Raw genomic sequence first — 24,601 nt, 5'->3', positions numbered from 1 at the left:
GTCTAGCAAAATGCTTTATCGGCTTCTTTCTCTTTTTGAAAGTACCATTTAGAGTGAAGGTGCACATTTTTATCCTGCAACAGTTTATCCTCTTCAAACCATTTATAATTCGAATGTTGTTCAGTAGGTAATGAGCCCAAGTCGCAGTCCAATAATATTTCATAAGCTAGTACTATATAATGTGTTCCAAAACTTTCACCTGATACGTTATCATCGTAAAAATGTTGGTATACACCTTTAAAGCTAGAGCGAATCAGAGCAGAGTTAAGTTCCGCTTTAATTAATCGAGCAAAAGCTACTTCAAGTGCTTCACCTTTTAACACTCGCCCCCTGGGACAAACCAAAAGCCTTGTGCAGGTTTATTCAATCTCTCACCTAACAGGATATTACCATCGCGATTTCTAACGATTAAATCTATCGAAATTAGAGGCGTTAACTCTACTATTTTTTTAAAGTCGTTTAACGGGAGCATAGATTCAGTTCACTTATTCTTTAGTCAGCTTAATGCTGATTTTGATACAACCAAAAGGTCAAACTTTATATCGAAATCCGCATATTTAAGAAGGTAGAAATAACGAATAAGACTATAATAATGGAATAATACAAGGATTGAAAAATGCATCTTTTCAACTTAGTATCTTAGTGAACATTTGACCCACTGAGACACTTTTTTCTAAATTGAGACAGTCAATTTTGACTATCTTATTGTAATACCTTGTTTTTATACTTTTTATAAAAAGTGCCCAATAGGCCCTTTATATTTTAATAATAAAGAGTTAAAAATTATTTATCACTTTTGTATTCGTAGTTGTAGTAGCCATAATACCCATAGGCATTACTGGCTTTTTTAACTACGCCGTTAAACACCAAGCCTTTCACGTCTATGCCATTTTGTTCAAAGCGATTACGCGTTAGTTCTATTTCACGCAAATGGTTTTGACCAAAACGCGCTACAAGCAAGGTTGTACCGGTATGGGCACTTACAATAGCAGGATCGGTTACTGCCAATATCGGCGGTGTATCTATAATTACTATGTCGTAAGCGGCACTAACTTCTGCAACTAGTTTACTAAAGTTACTATGCATTAATAACTCAGAAGGATTAGGTGGTACTTGCCCGCGCGTAATTACACTTAAGCCATCAACCTTGGTCGGTTTAGTAACTTGCTCTAGGTTTAAACGGCCCGATAGATAGTCACTTAGGCCATTATCCCACTTTAAGCCAAATTGAGTTTGTAAGTAGCCTTTACGCATATCGGCATCTATAACCAATACCTTTTTACCACTTTGAGCCAGTACAGCCGCTAAATTTACTGATACAAACGATTTACCTACGCTTGGGCTTGGACCCGAAATTGCAATAATGTTATTTTTAGATTCCATCATCGCAAAGTGTAAGCTAGTACGCAGGCTGCGTAGTGCCTCAATAGCTAAATCGGCGGGGTTATCGAGTGCAAGTATCGACTTAGGTTTATTTACTTTGTTTTTGCGTACCTTTGCGGTAAAGCCGCTTAGTTTATCTTGGTAATCTGAGTGCGGTACACTTGCGTAAACAGGTATACCCAAGGCTTCTATTTCAGCAGGGTCTTCTACCCCTTTATGTATGGCTTTTTGTATAAGTACAATAGCTATAGCCAACATGCCACCTAGCATAGTTGCCATTACAACAATTAATGCTTTTTTAGGTTTTACGGGTTTGCTGGTATTTACCTCGGCGTAGTCAATTACTCGTACATTACCCACAGTGCCTGCACGTACTATATCAAGCTCTTGTGTTTTACTAAGTAATAGTGTGTAAATTTGGTTACTTACTTCAACATCACGCTTTAAGCGCAGTAGCTCTTGTTGAGTTTCGGGTAGGTTACCTACTTCACCAATTAGCTCGTCTTTTTGCTTATTTACAGCCGCTACTTGCTCAATAATACTTTGATATGCGGGATGGTCCTTTTTAAATTTGCGCCCTAGTTCTAAGCGTTTTAAGTTAAGCTCTTGTAGTTTAGTTTCAAGCTTTACAACTTGCTCAAGCACGCCTTGGGTCTCTAATGTTATATTTATTGATTGGCGTTTTATTTGGTAATCGTTAAAGCGTTGCTCGGCAAACTCAAGTTGTTTTTTTATCTCTGGTAATTGCACTTCTAAAAATTCGAGTGACTTTTGCGCCTCTGCGCTGCTACGCTCAACATTACGGCGTACATAAATAGCTGCCACTTTATCTAGCACTTTTTCGGCATAGCTTGGTTTAGTACTTTGTAAGCTTAAGTTAATGATGCCTGAGTCTTTGCCTTTTTCACTTGCACCTATTTCTGCTTGAAGGTCTAAAATAGTATTCAGGCGATCTTTACGGGTAATTATAAACTCGGTACCTGGGCGTGCATTTAAACTGCGTATGGTTAAGTTAAATTTACCATTAGTGAGTTCTTCACCTACTTTGCCACTTAATATTTGTTCGCCATTATCATTTATTAGCACAACACCGTTGTTATTTTGCACTATAAGCGTAAATTCTTGCTCTATAGCGGTACGTGGTACATCAAACCTAAATACGTTTATGCTCTCTCCGCCCCAGGCGTAGCTGTTAGCGCCAAAACTTGGCTGGGCTAAATCGCCCTCTTCCATTGGGGTATATTTACGGTAAGCGCGGCTACCTATGAACGGGAATAACTTAGGCTCTGCTGTTACATCAAGTTTTAATATATCTACCGCTTCACCTATAATACTGCGCGACTTTAATAGCTCGATTTCGGTCACTGCTGCCGATGTACTTTCAAACATGCCTGCCATGTCGTCAAAGCCCGGGACTGAGCCACCGCCATCTTCAACTTGTATCATAGCTGTTGCTTGGTACACTGGCGTGCTTAACACGGCATATACAACACCTATAAACATAAATAGTGCGGTAATTCCCACAATAAAGTATTTTCGGTCGAGCAATGTACCTAATAATGCCATTAAATCAATTTCTTGCGATGGCTGTGCTGTGTTATTGGTGTTTTTATTATTCGCGCCATTAGCGCTGTTATTCGGCTGAGCATTCATTAAATTAGCCATTCCTTATAAATACTTTTGCCAAGCGCTACACGCGCTATCGATTAATGTATAAACGTGCTCAAAAGCCTCTTGGCTTTGGCGGTATGGGTCGGGTATTTCGGCGTTATTAATCCATTTCCCTAGTAAAAAGGTTTTACCGCGAGCTTCAGGATAACGCGCATGTACGTCGTTTAAATGGCGCTCTTCCATCACTAGTATTACGCTGTTTTGCGCTACTAAGCTTGATGTAAGCTGCTGCCCTTGGTGAGCATCCATATTAACGCCGTGTGCGAGTGCTATTTGTTTGGCTTTTGCATCTGCTGGTTTGCCTTCAAGCGCTGTTAAACCCGCTGATGATACTTTAATATTTTTACCTTCGAGTTTTGCTTTTAATACATACTCACCTGTTGGGCTACGGCAAATATTACCGGCACACACAACTAAAACAGAATCAAACATCTTAATAAATCCTTAGTTGTTAATGTCGTTTAAATTATCAACAGTCGCTACCGATGGTAATAATAAACTAATTACACGGTTCCAACGCGCAAGTGGCGCTGATGTTACATAAACTATATCGTGCGGTTGTAGTTCAAATTGCTCAGCCAATACCATTGCGGCTATATTTTTTGCATGCAACTGGTAAACATTAGCAATAATACCTGTTTGCTCAACATTACTTTTACGCAGTACAAATACACCATTAGCATCGGCTGTATTTTCGTTCAAACCGCCCGAGTCGCTTAGCGCTTCGGCCAAGTTTAAGCCATAACGATTAAGGGTTACTGAACCCGCTCTTTTTACATCACCTAATACAAACACTTTTTGCGCGTCGTTACGACTAACATGCACTATATCGCCGTTTTGTAATAATCTGTTTTGCGAAATGTCGCCATGGGCATAAAAATCATCAAGTTTAATAACTTCTGTTGTATTGCCACGGGTAAACGTTACTGTTCGCCAATCTGCTTCTTCTGTTAAGCCTCCGGCTTGGCTTAGAGCATCTATTAAGGTAAGTGGAATTTCGGTTACTGGGTATACACCAGGCTGTTTTATTTCACCAGTTACATACGCTTTTTGGCTTCTAAAACCAACTACTTTTACGTCTACTTGAGGATCTTCTATTACGCGGCTTAAACGTTTTACCAGCTCGTTACGAACCTCACCAACCGTTTTACCTGCGGCAGGAATATTGGGTGCGTATGCGTAGGTTATTGTGCCATCTTTTTGTACTCTAAAGCCGTCAAATTCGGCTGTTCGTTGTACAGCTGCTGGTATTGTTAGCTCAGGATGATCCCATACACCAATGGTTAGTACGTCACCAACACCTAGTTTATATTCGTAGTTATTTACATTTAAACCCGCTGTACTCGAAAATGGTTTAGCTGCTATACGCGCTTGATTTTGTTTATTTATTAGTAGCGAGTCAATTATTTGAATATTTACTTTTTCGAGATCTTGTTCAAGGTTTTGTGTTTGCTCGCCTGAGTCTATACCTTCAAAGTGGCTGCCAGGTACTATTGTACAGCCGGTCATGCTTAGTATTGCGAGTATTGATGCGAGTGATTTACAGCTTAACGCCATTGTAGAATCCCAATTTTTTTAATATTGCACTTACTCACCGACCTTGGTGAGTACTTGTATTTTTAACTGGCTAATTAAAGCATGGCTATAGGAGCGGCGCAAGATACGACTGTTCAGTAAACACGCAACCAGTTAAATAAATGTGAAAAGCATACCCGCAAAAAGCCTCACTAGTATATTACTCCTAGGTTTTCACTTTCGGTTAACCTTTCTATCTGTAGTTAAGAGTGTGCGTACTGATTTATTTTAAACCTACAATCTCAGTGCTGCGTTTACCTTTTAACTAATATATTTACTGGTACTGTTAAATGAGCTGGTATACATAATTTTAAAATAAAATAGCTTTTTTAGCGCCACAAGCTTTAACCAGTACTTTAGTGAACAACTTAAAAACACTTTAACCTATTGATTATAAAAGCCGATTATTATTATTTCTTATTAATCAGGGTTACATAAAACAAAGTGCTAACTTTCTATAGTAAAGATTTAATTTGGTGAGGGCAGATTGTACTTGGTTGGGTCAAACTGCGCAAATAACACAGAGAGTTAAGTTTGGGGGTTTATGTGTAGGCAAGCTAAGCTTTTGTAAAAACTCTATCTCAACAGGCTACTTTCACACTAATTTACCTGAACTCTGGTTAATAAATTTGCTAAAACACTGAGTTAAAAGTATTTAAATTCATTTATTTCTAACCAGAGATTTTCAGTGAAAACAAGGCTGCATATATTTGCAGCCCTATATACTATATTGGTTTAAATATAATACTCATTAGAAAATTTCAATGCAGCTACAACTAATTTTTTTGCTACCGTTAATGACGATGCTTCTGCGTAACAACGAAGTTCGGGGGCATTACCTGAAGGTCTAAGGTGCACTATTTCATCATTAATTAACGTTACTCTTAAACCATCGGTTGTATCAATTGCTGAGTGTACTTGCAATCCTAATCCAGAAGTCAGTACTTCAACATTTTGTGTTAACACACTAATCAGCTCACGACTTTTATCGGTAGGGAAGTTTTGTAACCTATCACTTGCAACAAATCGATTTGGTAATGCTAATAGCTGATTTGATATACATTTGTTTTGAGCCAAAACTAACAACGCTGGTAGTAATGCATCTCGCGTTGGCAATGCCGTTAATCTTTTACCATTAACCTCAATATCAGAACCAAGTAGGTAACCACCATTTGCTTCAAAACCAGCAATACGAGTAAAATGTGCTTTTAATTCATTAAACTCTGCTATTACATAAGGCGAGCCTATTTTTGTGCGCGTAACCTGTTTAAAACTATTTGATTTTTCTATCGCAGTATTACAGCTTACGGGTACTGCCAGTGCTTCTATATTTAATAGTTGGCTTGTAAGCAACCCTAGAGTATCACCACTTAGCCAGTGACCTTTTTCATCAGCTAATAATGGACGGTCTCCATCTCCATCGGTAGAAAATATTGCATCAAAGCTGTGCTCTTTTGACCAGTTGAGCGCTTTTTCTCTATCCTCATCCGACACAGCTTCTGTATCAATAGGTACAAAAACATCACTTCGCTCTAAACTAATTACATTGGCACCGAGGCTTTCAAACAATGGTTTATAAATATCGCGCCCCGCACTTGAATGCTCATATATACCTATTTTTTTACCTGCCAATGCGTCGCTATTAAATAATTCGCTGTAACGCTGTATGTAAGCACTTCTTGCTGCCTGACTTTCACATAGCTCTGTTAAGTCTTGACTCAGTGTAATAAATTCTACCGATGCACTTAAAATACTTTGTTCATCTATTTTAGTAATTTCACCATCTGGGCGATAAAACTTTAAGCCATTTCTGTCAAATGGTATATGGCTGCCTGTTACCATTATGCATGGTATATCATCCAGCATTGCTTTATATGCTAAAGCTGGTGTAGGTATTACGCCGTAATATATTACGTTTACATTAAGTTGTTTTAATCCTTCAGCACAAGCTTGTGCTATGGCGTAGCTACTTGGACGGTTATCAATTGCTAGCGCGACTGTATTAAAGCTAAATTTTGTTTCAATCGATTTAATAAATGCGATTGAAAAAGCTGCACATACATCTGGAGTAAAGTTAGTAACCAGCCCACGTGCGCCACTTGTGCCAAAAGCAATATCACTTTGCTCAATTATGATTTTTGTATCCATAATTTATCCTTTTACTCGCCCGTAACGATCTTCAAAGCGCACTATATCATCTTCACCTAGATACGAGCCTGATTGAACTTCAATAAGCTCTAAATCAACTTTCCCTGGGTTTTCGAGTGCATGCACCGCTGTAATGGGAATATAAACCGACTCATTTTCTGTTACAAATTGCTCTGTGTCGTCGATTTGTACTTTAGCGGTGCCTGATACAACAATCCAATGCTCTGCGCGATGATGATGCATTTGTACACTTAGCTTAGCGCCAGGCTTTACCGTTATACGTTTAACTTGAAAACGTTCACCATTATCAACCGAATCATACTTACCCCAAGGGCGATATACTTCACGATGCATGGTTGCTTCTGAACGATTTTCAGCTTTTAATTGCTGTACGATCGATTTTACATGTTGTGATTGGTCTTTGTGCGCTACAAGTACGGCATCTTTGGTGTTTACTATGACTAAGTTTTCAACACCTACGGTGGCAACAAGTTTGTCTTCGCCAAACACAAGGGTATTTTTAGTATCAACGGCTTTAACATCACCAGTAAATGCATTGCCATTTTCGTCTTTAGTTGATACTTCCCACAACGCAGCAAAACCACCTACATCACTCCAACCTGCATCCATAGGCACAACAACCGCATCTTGGGTGTGTTCCATTACGGCGTAATCTACTGATTCATCAGGGCAAGCTTCAAATGCAGCTCTATCTACACGAATAAAATCTAGGTCGTTAGACTGTATTTCAATTGCTTTTTTACAAGCATTATAAATATCAGGACGAAACGCTTTTAACTCGGCTAGATAACGGCTCGCTTTAAATAAAAACATACCGCTATTCCAGTAATAATCACCACTGGCAATATAGTGTTTTGCAGTTTCTAAATCTGGTTTTTCAACAAAGCTGTCTACTACAAAACCTGTACTAAACTCTTCGCCACGTTTTATATAGCCGTAACCTGTTTCTGGTTTATTGCCAACAATACCAAATGTGACTAACTTACCTTGCTTTGCAAGCTCTGAGGCTTTGTTAACGCTTTGATGGAACGAAACGATATCATCTATTATATGATCGGCAGCAAGTACAAGCAGTAATGGGTCTTCGCCTTTTTCAATTGCTTTGAAGGCAGCGAGTGCTATTGCAGGGGCTGTATTACGCCCTACTGGCTCTAAAAATATACCGCTATGCTTTACACCTAATTGACGTACTTGCTCTGCGGCAATAAAACGATGCTCTTCGTTACAAATTAGCATAGCTGGACTATGCACAAGACCATTCAATCGGCTTAATGTATCTTGCAGCATCGTATGTTCGCCGCTTAGCGATAAAAACTGTTTTGGGTAATTGCCACGAGAAAGCGGCCATAAGCGCGTGCCTGAGCCACCCGCCATTATAATAGGTGTAATAGTCATAATGCTGCCTATATTATTTAAAAAGTTCGTCCAACCAAAGGGACAAGGTAAGAGGTACTGTGGAAATATTGCCATTCGATAATTGCTTAACAAACGCGCTTTTTTTATTTGTACTCCACAAATTACAATGGGTTCTATCTAGAATATCAACGGCTGTAATAGGTTGATGTAATAATATATAAGGGTTAGTAGTTAATAAATTATAATTTAAGCTTAGAGTCTCCCAAGTCCTCATTGTTAGACCTGATTGTCCTTTATGATGTATGTCTATAATAAAACAACTATTAGAAAAAACATCACTCATCTTATCTCTAGCAATAATATCAAATGTAAACCACTCTTTAGGGCACTTCCTTATGTAAGGGTCAAGCAAATAAAATACAATAAATTGTATTTTGCTCTGAAAGTAAATTTTAATAAAGGATGTAGTTAGAGCGTTTTTTTCATTTTTTAACAGATTGTATAGTAACTTTGCTCTATCACCATGGTAGCTACCGATGAAACTAAACTGATAAGTATAGCTAGATTTTTCACATGAAGGTGCTTGCGTATTATCATCCGAATAAAATAACGGCACGTAATCTAACCTATATTGCTGGCAATCAGCAAAATCGAACGACATAGCTTTATCTGCTAATTCAGCCAATTTAACAAAGCCTTTCGAGTTAGCAATAGAATCCCAACAATACACTATGACACGAATATTAGGATTCAAACTCTTTATACTCTGTATAAAAAATGGAGAAATAGAAGTACCTTTAATAATAAAGATAGTAGTAATATCATGTATTAAAGAAGTTAATTGGTCGAGTAATTGTTGACTATAGCGACGTGAAATATAATCGTTATAGTTAGCTACGTTATATTTAATTAATGCTTTTTCAATAGAAGAGCATAACGGCCTGTCCGAAAAAGAATGAACCTTAGCAAAACGTTTTTCAAGTTGGTTTTCTATTAATGCTTTATAATCAAAAAAATCAGGGCAAATTAATACTACATGACTATTTTTATTCATGAATTGCTAACCATTTTTTTGTTCAAAGTTATAAGTTTTAATAACTTTTGCAGGGTTACCTACTGCAATTGAAAAAGCTGGAATGTTTTTAGATACCACTGCATTAGCGCCAATTATTGCATTTTCTCCAATAGTAACACCAGGCAAAACAACAACACCTTCTCCTAACCATACATTTTGCTCTATCACTACTGGTGTACTCGTTAGTGGTCTATCTTTGCATATGACTAAAGGATCTGAGTGTAAGTTACCACTGTAACCACCATGATTAAGATCAGTAATAAACACTCGACTAGCTATTAAAACGTTGTTGCTAATTATCACACTTTTTAGAGCGGCTATATGTACCGAGTCATTAACTTGGCAATTATCACCAATAGTAATGTTAATTTCACCATGCTTCCCATGTGCTTCAAAGCGACAATAGCGACCAGTCGTAAATTCTTTACCAACAATAATATTTTGTTTACCACGGCACTCAAATGGACGCCGAATTATTTTTGCTTGCTTAAATAAAAAATAAGTTAATACTTTCTCATAAATTAATGACAAAACACCAAAAACACCATAGTGTTTAATTAAATCAACCAAAACCTGCTCCTTTACAAAGGTAGTGTATTAAGTTCGTTATAAACAGCAAGAGTGTCTTGATAGCATTTCTCCCACGAAAAACGATTAGCCTGCTCAAGCCCTCGGAGAATAATATCCTTGCGTGTATGTTCATTGTTCAATGTACAAAATGCTTGGTTAAAACTCGCTAGCTCGGCTTGCTTAGTTAGTATAGCGGCAGAGCCTGCAACTTCAGGGATAGAAGAAACATTGACTGCAATAACAGGACAACCTGAACGCATAGCTTCGATAACTGGAATGCCAAAACCTTCATAACTAGATGGATAAAAGAGGCAATGAGCGCGATTGTATACTTGATTAAGCTCTTCATCGGTTAAACGACCAAGCCATTTATAGCGTCCTGGAATTTTTGATTCGAGCAACTGAACTTCCTCGTCCGATAACTTTCCCCCACCAACAATAGATAGCATTAATTCAGGTTGGTGTTTTAAGGTTTCTACGGCTAAGGTAAAATTTTTATACCACCCACGAGCACCAATAAACACTACTTCATTAGTTTTTTCTACACTACTTAGACGATGGTAATCAGGAGAAACCCCATTGTAAACTACTCTAATTTTTTTGGGGTCAATAGGGCAAAATTTCATTAGATCATCGGCGGTGTTTTGTGACACACAAATAACTAAATCACTATTACGTATAGCCCTGAATTTTTGCCAAGAGTGCATCCATTTAGCAGGACCTTTTCTATAAAGCTCGTAAGTAAAATCGTGTACCGTGGTCACTGTTTTCACTTTTTGTTTGGCTAAACGATAGTGAGTAGAGTGAAAAACCGTATCACTAGTAACATCCTTAAGTACTACATCTCGCCATCGTTCCTGCCATTTAGGAATATGACAACTCACTTTAGTATTTTCACCAAATAACGGGATATTACCTTCTTTATCTTTAAATTTAATATAGTTAAGATTGATTTTATTTTTTTGCAACAAAGTCAGTATTTGAGCGAAATAAACCGTACAACCTCCATTATCTTGTAAGTTTTCGATTATGCCATCAACAATTACTTTCATTTTTTTCCAACTTAATTTTTGATTTTTGAACGGTGAAATAAAATATACTTATCAAAAAAATATACATCAAAGGACTAAAGTAGCCTACGCCACGAATAAAAAACTCAAGAAAACTAGCTAAAAAAATGGCATAAAAAAATATAGCCATTTTATCAAACGATTTTTTCTTTCTCAGCCTTAAGAATATTCTTAAATAAAACACTAAATAACAACATAAGAATGCTATACCAAATACACCAAACTCCCCAACAAGTTTAGGTGCAGTTGCCCCTCCATCAAACTGGTTAATGTTAAAACCAAGCAATGAATAAAGTTTGTCTGATACAGACCCCGAAACGGTTGTAACGCCAAATTGCTGAAAGCCTCCACCAAGATATGACTGAGTAGTTAATGTTTCAATTGCATTTTGCCAACCCTGAAATAAAACCAATACAGACAAATTATCGTTATCACCAGAAAGCACAAGCCGGTCAGTAAAATAACTCAAACTATCAATACCAAATATGGCAATTAAAGCAGCCAAAAACAGAATGAATAACGAGATTGCAAATATCAGATTGTGTCGTGTCGAAATAGTAAAAGCTAACATTACCCCTATAAGGAGAGTTAAATTTTGAATATATGCAGCCCATCCACCTACAACGAGTAGCAGCAACAAAGCTTGATATCGAGAAAGTGTTAAACAGAAATAAATTAAAAATGGAGTAAGAACTAATGCAAAATGCGAGGGTTCTAAAAACAAAAAAGTTGGCTTTGCTAATCCTGTAGCTAAAAAATCTATTTTTGTAAGACTAATCAATCCATTTATTAACAAAATTATAAAGCTAACTTTAACAGCACTATAAAAGTGACTGTTCCGGGAGTTATATTTTAAATACAAAGCAGCCAAAAATGCTGACAGCGCCACAATAAATAAGCAAGCAAAGCTGAAGATAAACCGATTAGTATCAATTTCAACCAACATTGGTAGTTGTTGGTTTACAATAAACAGATGTAATGTGATAGAAAAACAACAAAAAAAGATCATTAACAATACAAAAATAGTACTTCGTTCGAATTCTAGCGTTCTATTTAAATAAAAATAAATACCCAGAATAAATATAATGCACAAAGAAGCGGCAACAATACCAGGCGTAAAAGATGATTGTCCGAGTAATATCATTGTCAATGAAGGAAAAAATAGCACCATTGAAAATACAAAAAACATTAACAATGCTTCTAAATTACTATTCTTACATTTTAAAACCATCCGCCATCCCTTTTTTAATCGCCTTTTTTATTTCAGAGGGGGCTGACAGCAACCTAATACTTCGGGTTAAGACTGTATAGGCTAAACTAATATATTTTTTTATACCTTTAATATTTTTACGGATAAAGTAAATTCGATTGCGTGAAAGGTGATAGGCACCAAAATAAGATAAACCACCTCCAGTTGAACTACCTACTTTATGATGAATAACTACATTAGGTAATAGCTCAACCTTATATCCAGCTTGGTTACAACGAAATAAAAAGTCTGTGTCATCATAATAGGCAAAATATTTTTCATCCATACAGCCAACTTTCCCAAGTAAAGATGCTGTCACTATTAAAAAACAAGTTGGAGCATAATCAAATGCAGCCCGTTGAATACTGTTCGGAATATACTCGCCATCTATATTATAATGCGGGGCTACAGCTTTAATAGTGTCGATATACCCGCCAGCGTACCATATTTTTTTGCAGGATAATTTAGAATAACTGGACTACACATATCAAGCATATCGGAATCCATACTGTTTACTAAACTCGAAAGTACATTTTTATCATCGAAGATTAAATCATTGTTAATAAATAATATCAGGTCACAACCATCATTTAAGGCGGCATTTACTCCCTGATTGTTTCCCGCAGCAACTCCTACATTGTCGCCTTTATTATCAATAAATGTTACTGAGATTTGATAATGCTCGGCTAACTCACGAGCCTTTGTCAAAGGTTCAGGGACTGTACTATTATCAACAATATACACTTGGTACTGTTCATAACTTTGACAAGATAAACTAGTGAAAAAATCATCTAAGACATCTGGTGCATTAAACAAAACAGTGACTAAACCCAATCTTTTATATTGATTCATAGCTAACTTTTTTCCAAGATTTACTTTCATGACAATAACGTTTGATAATTTTTGCAGGAGCCCCTGCTACGATACAGAAATCAGGCACATCTTTTGTGACAACTGAGTTTGCTGCGACTACTGAATTTTTACCGATACAAGCACCAATAATACATACATTTTCACCGATCCAAGCCCCTGATTTAATAAGAACATTACGATGGTATTTTACAGGTTGGTGAATTATCGGTACTGAAATCGATTCGTAGTTGTGTAAATTATCTGAAATATAAACTTTATCAGCAACTAACACTGAATCTTCAATTATCACCTTCCTAACAGCAACAATATGAACATAATGGCCAATGTAACAATCATTTGAGATAACAAGCTGTGGATCATTATCATCAATCTTAAGCGCTAATAGCCAAGCATCAGGCATAAATGATGTTCTACAACCTAAATCAATATACTTCGCACCTTGAATATTTCTAGGCTTGTAGATAGTCGTTTTTTTACCAAATGACTTGAAATCTCGCTTAAATAAAATATTCCATAATAATAGGTAAATACGACGATTTACTTTATAGATAAACTCATACATGTGAATTATCAACCTTGGTTAAATATTCATTTAAGCTAATATCATCGAATTCCCACCACGGAATATTAGTTACCTCAGGTTGGGTTCGATACTTAATTATCTTTGCAGGGACTCCGGCGACTATAGCGTAGTCATCAACATTCTTAGTAACGATAGAACCGGCAGCAATAACAGCACCATTACCTACAACAACACCATCCAAAATGATTGCATTTAATCCAATCCATACATCGTTACCTATAGTGACGGTTTCTGATTCGAGAAATGGTTTTGATCTTGAAAAATGCCTATAAGGAAAAATAGTATTACTAGAGAAGGTTGATGGGTGTGTAGAAACCCAATCAAGCGGGTGTAATCCAATGCCAATTTTAACGCCATCAGCAATAGAGCAATAACTACCAATTATTGCGTTGCTCACAGTTCCCTTACCAGCAAAGTAAGTGTATTTCCCTATTGATGAGTGGGATATATCTATTTTTTCAAAAAGTATTGTCTTGTCCGCAAAAATAGAACTTTTATTTAACTTTTTATAATAATTAGACTTTATCACAACTAAGGAATCTCTAATTAGTTGCTTTAGTTTCATTAACAATACCTTTAACTTTCGCAAAATATTTACTCATATAGTACCCAGCAGCAATACTTACAAAGACCTGTGTTAATTGCAAATAGATGCGATATTCATCACTTACATAATCAAAGGAGAAAATTGAGATTACAGCTACTGAAGGTATTAGCAGAAATGACAAGAATATAAATAAAGCACTTTTATCTAAAATAGTTTCTTTTGAGTATTTTATTGCATACACCAACATAATGACTAGTGCAGACAGTATTGTTGAATATGCGATACCTATAGCTCCAAATTCTTTCACAAAACATATTGAACAAACTAAATTTAATACACCTTCAATAACCGGGAAGTGTGCAATTTTAAGCTGATGGCCATTGGCAACTAACTTCATACCATAAGGAGCAATAACCATTCGAATCGAAAATGCGACTAATAAATAGTTGAAATAGTTATTAGCAAGTTCACCATTACTGTCGCCAACCCAAAGCTGAAGAATTTGCAAAGAAATATAATTAGAAATGTTAACACCCAAAAATGTTGCCAATGCAAAAATTATTGACAATGACATAACAAGCTCATCAACTCCCTTTTTATTATCTGCCCCATTCAACTTTACTATTGGTTGAATAATCGGGTTAACAATCGCACCTAATAGACCAACGATTGCATTCACCATGGTCATTGCTAATACAAAATAGGGGAGATTTTCAAAGTCATAAATAGAAACAACGAAAATACCTATTCCTGATATAAGAAACTGAGCAAAATTCCAAATAGTTAGCCCACCGAAGAACTTAATAAGTTCGTCAATTTTACCTTGCAAACCAAATGAAAAATGATGTTTTTGAAAAGTACGAAACTGTTTGTACATAAATAGATATGAAAGCACATTAATCACAAAGTAACTGGATGCAATGGCAATTAAGCCATAGTCGGCTAAAAATACTACTGCTATACCAATAAACACTCTGGATATAAGATTAATATTTGCCGTGACATAGTTTTTTTCTATGCCTATGAAGTAACCAATGACTACTGTAGAAAATATACCGAGAATAAATGAACTGAAAACCAATATGAATGAGATTATTGAATCAAAAATAATATCATTTGGGATGTTGGCGAATATAGATTCAAAGTTTACTATAATGACAGTTAACAACAGCAAGAAAAATACAAAAATACACAAAATGATATTAAAGTAGTTATTAATAACTCGATTTAACCCTAGCTCATCATTGTTAAACTTGAACTGAGAGGTAAAGCGGCCTATCGTTATTTGCCCCGCTACACCAAAAATGCTCACAGCAATACCCGCCTGTAGGCATATTGACCAAACTGAAAACTCTTCAAAGCTTAGTGTATTTATCAAAAATGGGGATATAACAATACCTAATATTACATTAGAAAAACCATTGATTATATTAGCTAAAGAATTTTTCAATAAACGATTAAACCCACTCATTAATTGATACTTAACACTTTTGTAAATTCAACAATCATTTCTTGTAAATCCGCTAATACATTTTTAGGGCTGTAGTTTGGTATTATATGACTTATTAATGCTATATCAGTTGGTGGAAAGACCTCATTTGGAAAATCTATTTCATGCCATACAATTTCACATTGTGTATGTTTTTGTAGCATGTCTGCAATTTGTTGTGCTGTTATATTATAACCCGCAGCAATGTTAATTATTTGGTTATCGCATTGTTCACTTGAGGCAATTGTAATACAACAAAAAGCAACGTCTTCCACTGAAACATAATCTTTAGCATACCCCTTAGGAATATACATATCTACTTTTCTATGATTAATAGCATTACGTGTGATAGCAGGTAAAAAAAGAGGACTGTTTAACGCCACGCCATACACATTACTCGGTCTTACGATACTAACGTTACGACCACTTTTAAGGCATAGCTCTTCTGCTACTAACTTTGTCAAATTGAATAGTCGCCTATTATCATCTACACAAACAGTTAAGTTTTCATGTTCACTTGATAGTGCCTGGTTCATGTATACGCGAGTAGAGGAGACGTAAAGTAAGCGCTCAAACTTTGCTTGTTGTAAAATCTGCGCAAGTAAACTGACATTGGCCTCCAAAACAGAAAATGGTGTGTTTTTACAATCACCAACACCAGAACAGTAAATTACAATTCCTAAGTCGGATTCAAAAATTGCATTATCACCTCTTTTGGGAACGTTAACTGTATGCCCTAGAGCATTTAGCTGATTCACTATTTCAGAACCAATAAAACCACGCCCGCCAAATACTGTATACAATGCCATTATTTATCCCACCCATTTATTAGCTTGTCTTTAATCTCGCTAAATGTTGGCTGAATTTTATCTTTATCAGACAATAGTGGATTATTAAGTGGCCAATGTATTGCTAATTCAGGGTCATTCCATAATAAGCCACTTTCGTCATTTGGATCGTAATAGTCGGTACACTTATACTGAAAGTCAGCGGTTTCACTTAATACACAAAAGCCATGAGCAAAACCAGGTGGAACGTAAAATTGTAGTTTGTTCTCACCAGTTAATAAAACAGCTTCGTGCTGACCAAATGTATCTGAGTGTGGACGTAAATCAACGGCAATATCAAACACCTCACCTTCGGTAACGGATACTAATTTCCCTTGAGGTTTGTTTTTTTGAAAGTGCAGGCCTCTTAATACCCCTTGAGTTGAGCGGGAGCGATTGTCTTGCACAAAATCTGCATTTATTCCAGCGGCTTTATAGCGTTCTGCTTGAAACATTTCATAAAAAAACCTCTTTCATCACCGAAGACTTTAGGCTCTATGATGACTAAATCTTTTATTTTGGTCTTAATAACGTTCATATTTTTATCTTTTAATAACTATTTTGTGATGTTCAATAAATATTGACCATAACCAGTTTTTGCCAAGTCATTACCTATACGATAAACTTGCTCTCTAGTTAACCAACCTTGCTGTAATGCAATTTCTTCTAGGCAAGCAATTTTAAAGCCTTGACGTTTTTCAACTGTTTGAACAAATTGGGATGCTTCTAGTAGCGAATCATGAGTACCAGTATCAAGCCATGCAAAGCCTCGTCCCAATTGTTCTACGTTTAAGGTACCTTGTTCTAAGTAAGCTTGATTTACGCATGTTATTTCTAGCTCACCACGTGATGATGGCTTAACATTTTTAGCTATGTCGATAACTGAATTATTATAAAAATATAAACCAGTTACTGCCCAATTCGATTTAGGATTTTTAGGTTTCTCTTCTATGGACAATGCTTTAAAGTTTTCGTCAAACTCTACAACACCAAATCGTTCAGGATCCATTACTTGATAACCAAAAACACTCGCGCCAGTTAAATTTTCAGCAGCATGTTTAAGCTGTTTACCAAATGCCTGTCCAAAAAAGATGTTATCACCTAAGGCCAAGCACACGTCATCTGTGCCAATAAAATCTTCACCTATAATGAATGCTTGTGCTAACCCATCAGGAGAAGCCTGAACTTTGTAAGTAAGGTTTATACCAAACTGAGAACCATCTCCCAATAAACGAATAAAGCCCTCTTGCTCTTCTGGTGTTGTGATAATTAATATTTCATTAATACCAGCCAGCATTAATACTGATAATGGATAATAAATCATTGGTTTATCGTAAATCGGTAATAGCTGCTTCGATACACCTTTTGTTATTGGGTGCAAACGCGTACCAGAGCCACCCGCTAAAATAATCCCTTTCATATTATTCCTCATTCTTATTAATTAAACTTCCTAAACGTTCACGCTGATAAGAACCATCTTGAACATTTTTACACCACTGCTGATTATCCAGATACCATCGAATAGTTTTTTGTAAGCCTGTTTCAAATGTTTCAACTGGCATCCAATTTAACTCACGACTCATTTTTGATGAGTCTATAGCATAGCGTCTATCGTGACCTGGCCTGTCTGTAACATACGTAATTTGATCAGCATACTTTGCTTCTTTCGGCACTAAAGTATCTAAAATACTACAAATAGTTTGTACCACTTCAATATTTTGCTTTTCGTTGTGACCACCGATATTATAGGTTTCACCGACTTTACCTTCAGTTACTACTTTATATAAAGCACGCGCATGATCTTCTACATACAACCAATCTCGAATTTGGTCACCTTTACCGTAAATTGGTAATTCTTTACCTTCAAGTGCATTCAAAATAACCAGTGGTATTAATTTTTCAGGGAAATGATAAGGTCCATAATTATTAGAGCAATTAGTAACTATTGTAGGAAAACCATATGTTCGTAACCAAGCTCGTACAAGGTGGTCACTCGATGCTTTACTCGCTGAGTAAGGACTACTTGGAGCATATGAAGTTTGCTCGGTAAATAAAGGTAGTTCACCCGTTTGCTCATCAGGATGTGGTAAATCCCCATACACTTCATCAGTCGATATGTGGTGAAACCTAAAGTCTTGTTTAGCCTTATTTTCTAGCGAATTCCAATAATCACGTGCTGCTTCCAATAAATTATAAGTGCCTACAATATTAGTTTGAATAAACTCGGCTGGCCCTGTAATAGAACGATCGACATGGCTTTCTGCGGCTAAATGCATTATTGCATCTGGTTTGTGCGTTACAAACAACCGATCAAGCTCTATCCGGTTACAAATATCAACCTGCTCAAAAGTATAACGTTCACTATTATCCACCGATTTAAGCGATTCTAAATTACCTGCATAAGTGAGCTTATCAAGGTTAATAACTGAATCATTTGTATTATCAATGATATGACGGATAACAGCCGAACCAATAAACCCTGCACCACCTGTAACTATAATTTTCATACAACCTACTTTTAATTCGTAAAAACTTAACGACCCATTCCAAATATTACTGTTTTAACTGTCAGTAATAATATTTTCAGATCTAACATACTCGAATGATGCTTAATATAATAAATGTCATATTTGTGTTTCCAAACAGCGTCCTCAACTGACGCTCCATAAGGATATCTAACCTGAGCTAAACCAGTAACGCCCGGCTTAACAGCATGACGGAAACGATAATATGATATCTCTTTTTCCAAGTCTGCTATAAACACCTCTCGCTCAGGCCTGGGCCCTACTATAGACATTTCACCTTTGAGAACATTAATTAATTGTGGTATTTCATCAATACGTGTTTTTCGAATAAAATTTCCAACTTTTGTTACTCGCGCATCATTTTTACTAGCCCATTGAGCGCCATTTTTCTCTGCATCGTTCCGCATAGAACGAAACTTATACACACAAAACTCAACATTGTACTGACCCGTTCTTTTTTGTTTAAAGAAAATAGGGCCGGGGCTTTCTAATTTAATAAAAAGAGCTGTTAATAATGATATAGGTAAAGTAACAATCAAAATTAATATTGAACTAACTATATCTGTAAATCTTTTTGTTATTTGAGTTCGCTTTTGAGACAAAATTGAAAAAGCTTTTTGATGTAAAAAGTAACTGCTGTGTAATAACCTTACTTCGGTATATTTCAATCTATCATCTAAATAACTTACTAAAGGTTCAACCCATGCTCCACATTCGGTAGCTTTAACTAAAAAATCCCTCTCTTTTTCACCCAAGTCTCCGCTTTTATAATGACAAATTATTTTTTTACTAAAATCTAAAATATCATAATCATTAACAATTATATCAAAACCATAATCGTCAATAACTTCACCTATGTTGAAGGCACATTCAACTGGACAATATACATAAATAATCTTTTGTGTAAGTGCTTCTTTTTTGATTTAAAGCGTTTGTTTAAAAAAAGGGAATTTTTTTCATTTCACTATCATCTCGTTTTTAATTGGCATATCACTCTGCCTCATAGATTAACTTTATTATATAAATCATAATGATATGATAAAAATAGGATTGACTAATCATTTTTTATAAAGTACCGAGTTAAAACAATCATTATTGAAAAGAAAGCACCTATCATTGTACCAAGTATAATTATCAGTACTCGTTTAGGTTTAGACTTCGTTTCAGGAACTAGTGCTGGATCAACTGTTTTAAAAACATATTCATCACGCACTTCAGCAAACATGATGGTTTTAGCTTGTTCTTCAACCAGCTTATATAAAACAGCGCGTATATCTGCAATTTTAGTTTGTTCTAATTGCCGAGTTAAAAACTGAGTGCTTTTATTAGCCTCAATAACATCTCGTGCTTTCATGGTTTTATTTATGTCTTCAACTAACCAATTAATCCATTGTTGTGCAATAAAAGGTGATACGTGTTCAATGGAGAGAATTACCATCCCAGTTTCTTTATCCGTCTTTATTGCAATTAATTTAGTAAACTCTTTGTATGCTTCTTGCATTGACGGCTTTGGTTTATAGGGTGCTTCAACTTCTCGTACCCATTCCCTTAAATTCACGTCATAAATTTCATCATCGTAAATCACTTTATTTTCTAATAGATTCCAAGATTTAGCTGCCATCAAATCACGTAAAGCATCGTGATTTTGTATAAATTCAGTAGTGAATTTACGTGATTTCAACACTTCAATCGCCAACTTGGTTTTAGTATCTGAACTTCCACCCAGACTAACGCCAGCCAAACTTGCTAATCCACCAAATTGACCTGCCAGACCACCTAAACCACCTGACTGCTCTTCTTCAGCAGGCGCTAATAAAGCCTCTGATTTGTAAATATTCGGTTGGCTTATTGCATATATTACTGATGCAACGGAAAATGCAGCGGTAATACTTATTATTAACCATTTTCTTTTCCATATTGCAGAAAATAGTCCATGCAGATCTAATTGCTCTTTCGTAGTATTTTGATTGTCAGTCTTTTGCATTTTTTCACTTACTTTATTTTGTATATAAACACCTCCAAAGCATATAGCAAGGAGGCCTAATTATAATAAATTAAAGACTACCAATCGCAGCAACTGCTACACCTAGCTGATAAAGAATCTGCGTTGCTGTGCTCCATAGCGTTAGCTTATCCATATGCCCTGCATCCATTGGTATTACTATTGTGTCACCTGGTTCTAACTGGTCAGCATTATTTGCTGCAAACCAGCCACCTGTATTAGGGATTTTTACTGAACCATTGGCTTTAATAATATAAATACGGTCTTCAGCCGCACGTTCTTTAAGGCCACCACTTAGCGCTATATAATCATCAACACTTACACCAGCTTGATAAAGGTGAGACGTAGAGTAATTAACTTCACCTATGATGCTTATAGAATCACGCTTACTTGGTACATAAAGCGTGTCACCATCTTGTAATACTAAATTTTGCTGATTACTCACTATACGAGGAAGATCGATAACTAAACGCCCTACAGCTTCAACATTTGCTAAATCGTTTAACAGTTTATCCATTTCATCATAAGAAAGGGTATTGCCACTTACGGAGTTTTGGAAGCTTTTTGATGCAATATCTCGTCGAAGTTCTGTAGACAAACGAGCTAGTTGCTCTTGTTCCTGTTTTTTAATCGATTTACGTGTAAATACCGCAGCTTTTTGCTCTGCAAATTGAGAGAAGCCACCTGCACGCTCTAATAAATCAGTTAGTTTTTCACCGCGACGAATAGTATAAGTACCAGGGAATTTGAGCTCACCTTTTAATTCTACTTTTACGTTTTCTTGCCAGTTGGGAATGGCGAAAATATTAATGCTATCTTTACTGCGTAGTACAATATTACTTTGTAAGTCACCTTTCATGGCGCCTTCAAGATCAAACCTTACATGTTCAACCTGAGATGCATTACCAGACACGATGCGTGTAATTTCTGCTTGCTTAATAAAGGCCGACTCTAATAACCCACCTGAGGCTGTCACTAAATCAACAACTTCGCCGCCCACCGTTAACGGGTAAATACCTGGATAAGTTACATTGCCACTAATTTCAACCAATTTCATTGCTTCGCTAACAGAAGCTTGTTGTTTAAATTTAGCAATAATAGGCGCTAATAAGTTATTGCGACTAAATGACGCATACTCTTGAGCTTTAAGCTCTTGTTCTTCTTCTTTTGCTTTACGTTTAGATATTTCAGCAATAGTGAGTATTTTATTGTCTTCAAGTACAAGCTCTTCGTCTTTTTGATTTATACCTATATATTTTTCGAACTCTTTTTGTTCAAACTTATGCCATTGCTCTGCTTTAGTTTGCTGCTCTTGTTGCTCTTGGCTTAATGCCATATTTGCTAGCGCAGACAACTCAGCTTCTTTCTCTTCAAAGCGGCTAAATACAATTATTTTATCGTTTGCTTTAAGCTGTAGGTTATTTGCGGTGTTTTTAACTATTGCTTGCGCTATATCAAATTGGTGCGCCTCTATGTCACCATTAATATTTGTTTCACGAATAAGTAAGCCGTAACTTAAATCGGCTTGTGGGAGTAAGTCACCACGTACTGATTTTAGAACGTCGGAAATACGTTTTCCTTGATACCATTGATAATTACCCGGGCGTACTACCGCGCCAATCAAGCTAATAGTGTTTTGGTATTGAGAGCTAACTGAATTAAAGCGAATACGGTCGCCATCTTGCGGAATATAGTTAATTTGCGGTTTTGAAAAGTCTACCGATAGAACTTCTTTACGATCGAAGTTAAAGCGCTCTACAATTGCGCTTTTAGCGTATGCATTTGCTTTAAGGCCTCCAGCCATTGCTAATAACTGCTTAGCAGATTCACCTTTTTTAAGTTCAAAAATAGCGGGACGTTTAACTGCACCTTCAACTGTTACTTGAGCGCCAACTGATGGTATAAACACAACATCGCCAGGCTTTAATACGATGTCGTTACTGCTATCGCCATTAATAAGTAAGTCGTAAAGGTCAAAATTTGCTACAACCTTGCCTGCGCGTTTAACTTGAATATTACGCAGTGAAGCAATATCAGACACTCCACCACTTACAAATAATGCGTGCGAAACAGTTGTTAATGAAGAAACACTGTAGCTACCTGGCTTGTAAGCCTCACCTAGCACTAAAATGCGCATACTGCGAAGTTGACCAAGCGATACAAATGCTTTTACACCAATAACTTCTTGCTCTACTTTTGCATTAATTAACTCTTTTACTTCAGCAAAAGTAAGGCCAGCCACTTGAACTGGACTTAAATCTGGAATACTAATACGTCCTTCACGGTCAACTATAACTTCAAAACTGTCACTTTCTTTGCCATAAAAATTTATTTTTAATTGATCGCCAGGGCCCACTATATATGTATCTGGTACTGCAGCATTTTCGCTTGGCATAAATGTAGTTGGCTCACCTGCCAACAATTCGTAACCGTATGGTTTTAATTCGTCTGCTTTTGGTTTGAAGCGCTCTTCATCTGTAAGCTTTTCTTTTTCGGGTTCTGCGCGCTCACCAATACTATTTTGCTGCTGTGCATTATTTTGATTATTAGATTGGTTTGTACCAGTGATCGTTGCTATATCAACACCGTACTGTTTTGCGAGGGCTTCTTGTTGAGCTTTAGGTAACTTTTTAAACTGCTCCAATTGTGACGCTGTTGGCGTTAAAGCCAATGCACTAAAACTGCACAATAGAACAAAAGCACTAAAAAATTGAGTAAATACTTTCACGAGTAGGTATATCCCTAGGTCTACAACCAAAATTGGTCGCCATAATACATTATTTAGTAGCAAATAAAAAAGGGACTTTCGTCCCTTTTTGTCACTTAAATGTCATTTCTTTAGTTACATTGGTTAAAAACTGTAAACTAACGTGAATGACGTTTCAGTATCAGTGCTTTCTTTATCATCAGCAACATCTGAGTTGTTGGTAACATTAAAAGCAACTTTCATTTGTAATGAGCCATTAATTTTTGCAAGTAGTGCAGTTTCTGAACGCGTTTTAGTGTTTGTATCACCATACTCCACTGCAATTAACTGAGTAAAGCGCGCATTATCAGAAATCTTCCAGTTATAATCTAACTTACCTAGAGCAATCACCTCACCTTCAAACTCACCAGCAAGTAAATCGCCGTTGTCGTCAATTTCAGTGCTGTCATCTGGGTATTCGAAATATTTATAACCTGGACCAATTTCAGCACTTAGCCACATGGTTTTTTCGTTTAATAAACGTAAACCATAACCAGCAGAAATTACTGATTCACTTCGGTATGCGCCAAAGTAATCTGACACGTGTGAACCATAAATGAATAAGTGAGCATGCTTTTCATTTAATTTGTAATTACCTTGCGCAGAAATAGAGTATTTTTCGTTGGTACGCTGCTTATCTTTATTACCGTCAGCATCTTCAACTTCATCTTCTTTGAAGATTCCATCGATTTTATACTCATTGTTCCAGTTTTCTAGATTGTGCTGTACTTTAATACCACCTTTAAGCGTGGTTGTTTCTGTATTACCACTTGTGATAATAGCACCAAGCTCACTGGTAACTTCCCACGTTTTTTGCTCTGCATCTTCGGCAAATGCGTTAGTTGCAGCAGAGGCTGCAACTAACATTGATAAAAGCTTTAATTTCATTAA

Annotated in this window: 21 protein-coding genes and 2 pseudogenes; all 23 read right to left on the bottom strand. The window is 36.3% G+C overall.

Translation table 11 applies throughout. The annotated features are described in order from the left end of the window. Positions 1 to 2: 2 nt before the first annotated feature. The 23 genes and pseudogenes from P4S65_RS06910 to P4S65_RS06800 all read right to left on the bottom strand — a co-directional run bounded on the left by P4S65_RS06910 (position 3) and on the right by P4S65_RS06800 (position 24,598). Entirely contained in the window at positions 3 to 323 is a 321-nt protein-coding gene (locus P4S65_RS06910) for an NUDIX domain-containing protein (protein ID WP_337119811.1), read from the bottom strand. A 460-nt stretch (positions 324 to 783) separates the two neighbouring features. Beyond that, positions 784 to 3,036 carry a polysaccharide biosynthesis tyrosine autokinase gene (locus P4S65_RS06905; protein ID WP_337119810.1) on the bottom strand — a complete coding sequence of 751 codons (2,253 nt, stop codon included), beginning with the start codon at positions 3,034 to 3,036 and terminating at the stop codon, positions 784 to 786. A gap of 15 nt (positions 3,037 to 3,051) precedes the next feature. Continuing rightward, positions 3,052 to 3,486: a low molecular weight protein-tyrosine-phosphatase gene (locus P4S65_RS06900; protein WP_033038741.1), complete on the bottom strand. Its 435-nt coding sequence runs from the start codon at positions 3,484 to 3,486 to the stop codon at positions 3,052 to 3,054. A gap of 12 nt (positions 3,487 to 3,498) precedes the next feature. Further along, positions 3,499 to 4,611, bottom strand: a complete 1,113-nt coding sequence (locus tag P4S65_RS06895) for a polysaccharide export protein (protein WP_337119809.1) — start codon at positions 4,609 to 4,611, stop codon at positions 3,499 to 3,501. Between the two features lie 753 nt (positions 4,612 to 5,364). Continuing rightward, on the bottom strand, positions 5,365 to 6,777 hold the full coding sequence (locus P4S65_RS06890) for a phosphomannomutase (protein ID WP_306725113.1): 1,413 nt from the start codon (positions 6,775 to 6,777) through the stop codon (positions 5,365 to 5,367). A 3-nt stretch (positions 6,778 to 6,780) separates the two neighbouring features. Then, on the bottom strand, positions 6,781 to 8,193 hold the full coding sequence (locus P4S65_RS06885; protein ID WP_337119808.1) for a mannose-1-phosphate guanylyltransferase/mannose-6-phosphate isomerase: 1,413 nt from the start codon (positions 8,191 to 8,193) through the stop codon (positions 6,781 to 6,783). 13 nt (positions 8,194 to 8,206) lie between these two features. Next, positions 8,207 to 9,208, bottom strand: coding sequence for a hypothetical protein (locus tag P4S65_RS06880; protein ID WP_337119807.1), 1,002 nt, complete (start codon positions 9,206 to 9,208; stop codon positions 8,207 to 8,209). 6 nt (positions 9,209 to 9,214) lie between these two features. Further along, entirely contained in the window at positions 9,215 to 9,799 is a 585-nt protein-coding gene (locus P4S65_RS06875; protein ID WP_337119806.1) for a DapH/DapD/GlmU-related protein, read from the bottom strand. 11 nt (positions 9,800 to 9,810) lie between these two features. After that, positions 9,811 to 10,851, bottom strand: a complete 1,041-nt coding sequence (locus P4S65_RS06870) for a glycosyltransferase family 4 protein (RefSeq protein ID WP_337119805.1) — start codon at positions 10,849 to 10,851, stop codon at positions 9,811 to 9,813. Further along, complete coding sequence (locus P4S65_RS06865) at positions 10,835 to 12,100, bottom strand: hypothetical protein (RefSeq protein ID WP_337119804.1); 1,266 nt, start codon at positions 12,098 to 12,100, stop codon at positions 10,835 to 10,837. The genes P4S65_RS06870 and P4S65_RS06865 overlap by 17 nt, the downstream gene beginning before the upstream one ends. Continuing rightward, complete coding sequence (locus P4S65_RS06860; protein ID WP_337119803.1) at positions 12,084 to 12,404, bottom strand: glycosyltransferase family 2 protein; 321 nt, start codon at positions 12,402 to 12,404, stop codon at positions 12,084 to 12,086. The genes P4S65_RS06865 and P4S65_RS06860 overlap by 17 nt, the downstream gene beginning before the upstream one ends. A gap of 119 nt (positions 12,405 to 12,523) precedes the next feature. Continuing rightward, positions 12,524 to 12,970, bottom strand: a complete 447-nt coding sequence (locus P4S65_RS06855) for a glycosyltransferase (RefSeq protein ID WP_337119802.1) — start codon at positions 12,968 to 12,970, stop codon at positions 12,524 to 12,526. Further along, on the bottom strand, positions 12,957 to 13,553 hold the full coding sequence (locus P4S65_RS06850) for an acyltransferase (protein ID WP_033038722.1): 597 nt from the start codon (positions 13,551 to 13,553) through the stop codon (positions 12,957 to 12,959). Before P4S65_RS06850 ends, P4S65_RS06855 begins: the two co-directional genes overlap by 14 nt. Beyond that, positions 13,546 to 13,971 (bottom strand): CatB-related O-acetyltransferase, encoded by a 426-nt coding sequence (locus tag P4S65_RS06845; protein ID WP_237113681.1) that lies wholly within the window; start codon positions 13,969 to 13,971, stop codon positions 13,546 to 13,548. The genes P4S65_RS06850 and P4S65_RS06845 overlap by 8 nt, the downstream gene beginning before the upstream one ends. A 145-nt stretch (positions 13,972 to 14,116) precedes the next feature. Beyond that, positions 14,117 to 15,592, bottom strand: a complete 1,476-nt coding sequence (locus tag P4S65_RS06840) for a lipopolysaccharide biosynthesis protein (protein WP_337119801.1) — start codon at positions 15,590 to 15,592, stop codon at positions 14,117 to 14,119. Then, on the bottom strand, positions 15,592 to 16,419 hold the full coding sequence (locus tag P4S65_RS06835; RefSeq protein ID WP_337119800.1) for an NAD-dependent epimerase/dehydratase family protein: 828 nt from the start codon (positions 16,417 to 16,419) through the stop codon (positions 15,592 to 15,594). Before P4S65_RS06835 ends, P4S65_RS06840 begins: the two co-directional genes overlap by 1 nt. Next, positions 16,419 to 16,975, bottom strand: a pseudogene (rfbC, locus tag P4S65_RS06830) (dTDP-4-dehydrorhamnose 3,5-epimerase). The gene P4S65_RS06835 and the pseudogene rfbC overlap by 1 nt, the downstream one beginning before the upstream one ends. An 18-nt stretch (positions 16,976 to 16,993) precedes the next feature. Then, entirely contained in the window at positions 16,994 to 17,857 is an 864-nt protein-coding gene (gene rfbA, locus P4S65_RS06825) for a glucose-1-phosphate thymidylyltransferase RfbA (RefSeq protein WP_007376729.1), read from the bottom strand. 1 nt (position 17,858) lies between these two features. Then, positions 17,859 to 18,944: a dTDP-glucose 4,6-dehydratase gene (rfbB, locus tag P4S65_RS06820; RefSeq protein WP_337119799.1), complete on the bottom strand. Its 1,086-nt coding sequence runs from the start codon at positions 18,942 to 18,944 to the stop codon at positions 17,859 to 17,861. A 26-nt stretch (positions 18,945 to 18,970) separates the two neighbouring features. Then, positions 18,971 to 19,896, bottom strand: a pseudogene (locus P4S65_RS06815) (exopolysaccharide biosynthesis polyprenyl glycosylphosphotransferase); the annotation flags it as partial. A gap of 120 nt (positions 19,897 to 20,016) precedes the next feature. Further along, positions 20,017 to 20,946, bottom strand: a complete 930-nt coding sequence (locus P4S65_RS06810) for a Wzz/FepE/Etk N-terminal domain-containing protein (protein WP_033038708.1) — start codon at positions 20,944 to 20,946, stop codon at positions 20,017 to 20,019. A gap of 70 nt (positions 20,947 to 21,016) precedes the next feature. Next, the gene (locus P4S65_RS06805; RefSeq protein WP_337119798.1) at positions 21,017 to 23,692 is read right to left on the bottom strand and encodes an SLBB domain-containing protein; all 2,676 of its coding nucleotides are present in this window, start codon (positions 23,690 to 23,692) and stop codon (positions 21,017 to 21,019) included. Positions 23,693 to 23,815: 123 nt separating this feature from the next. Continuing rightward, on the bottom strand, positions 23,816 to 24,598 hold the full coding sequence (locus P4S65_RS06800; RefSeq protein ID WP_007376723.1) for a DUF481 domain-containing protein: 783 nt from the start codon (positions 24,596 to 24,598) through the stop codon (positions 23,816 to 23,818). Between the last annotated feature and the right edge of the window lie 3 nt (positions 24,599 to 24,601).

Source organism: Pseudoalteromonas sp. B131b (assembly GCF_037162545.1).
GTDB classification, from domain to species: Bacteria; Pseudomonadota; Gammaproteobacteria; order Enterobacterales; family Alteromonadaceae; genus Pseudoalteromonas; species Pseudoalteromonas fuliginea.
The sequence above is the reverse complement of the archived record's forward strand: the minus strand, read 5'-3'. Positions and strand labels throughout refer to the sequence as shown.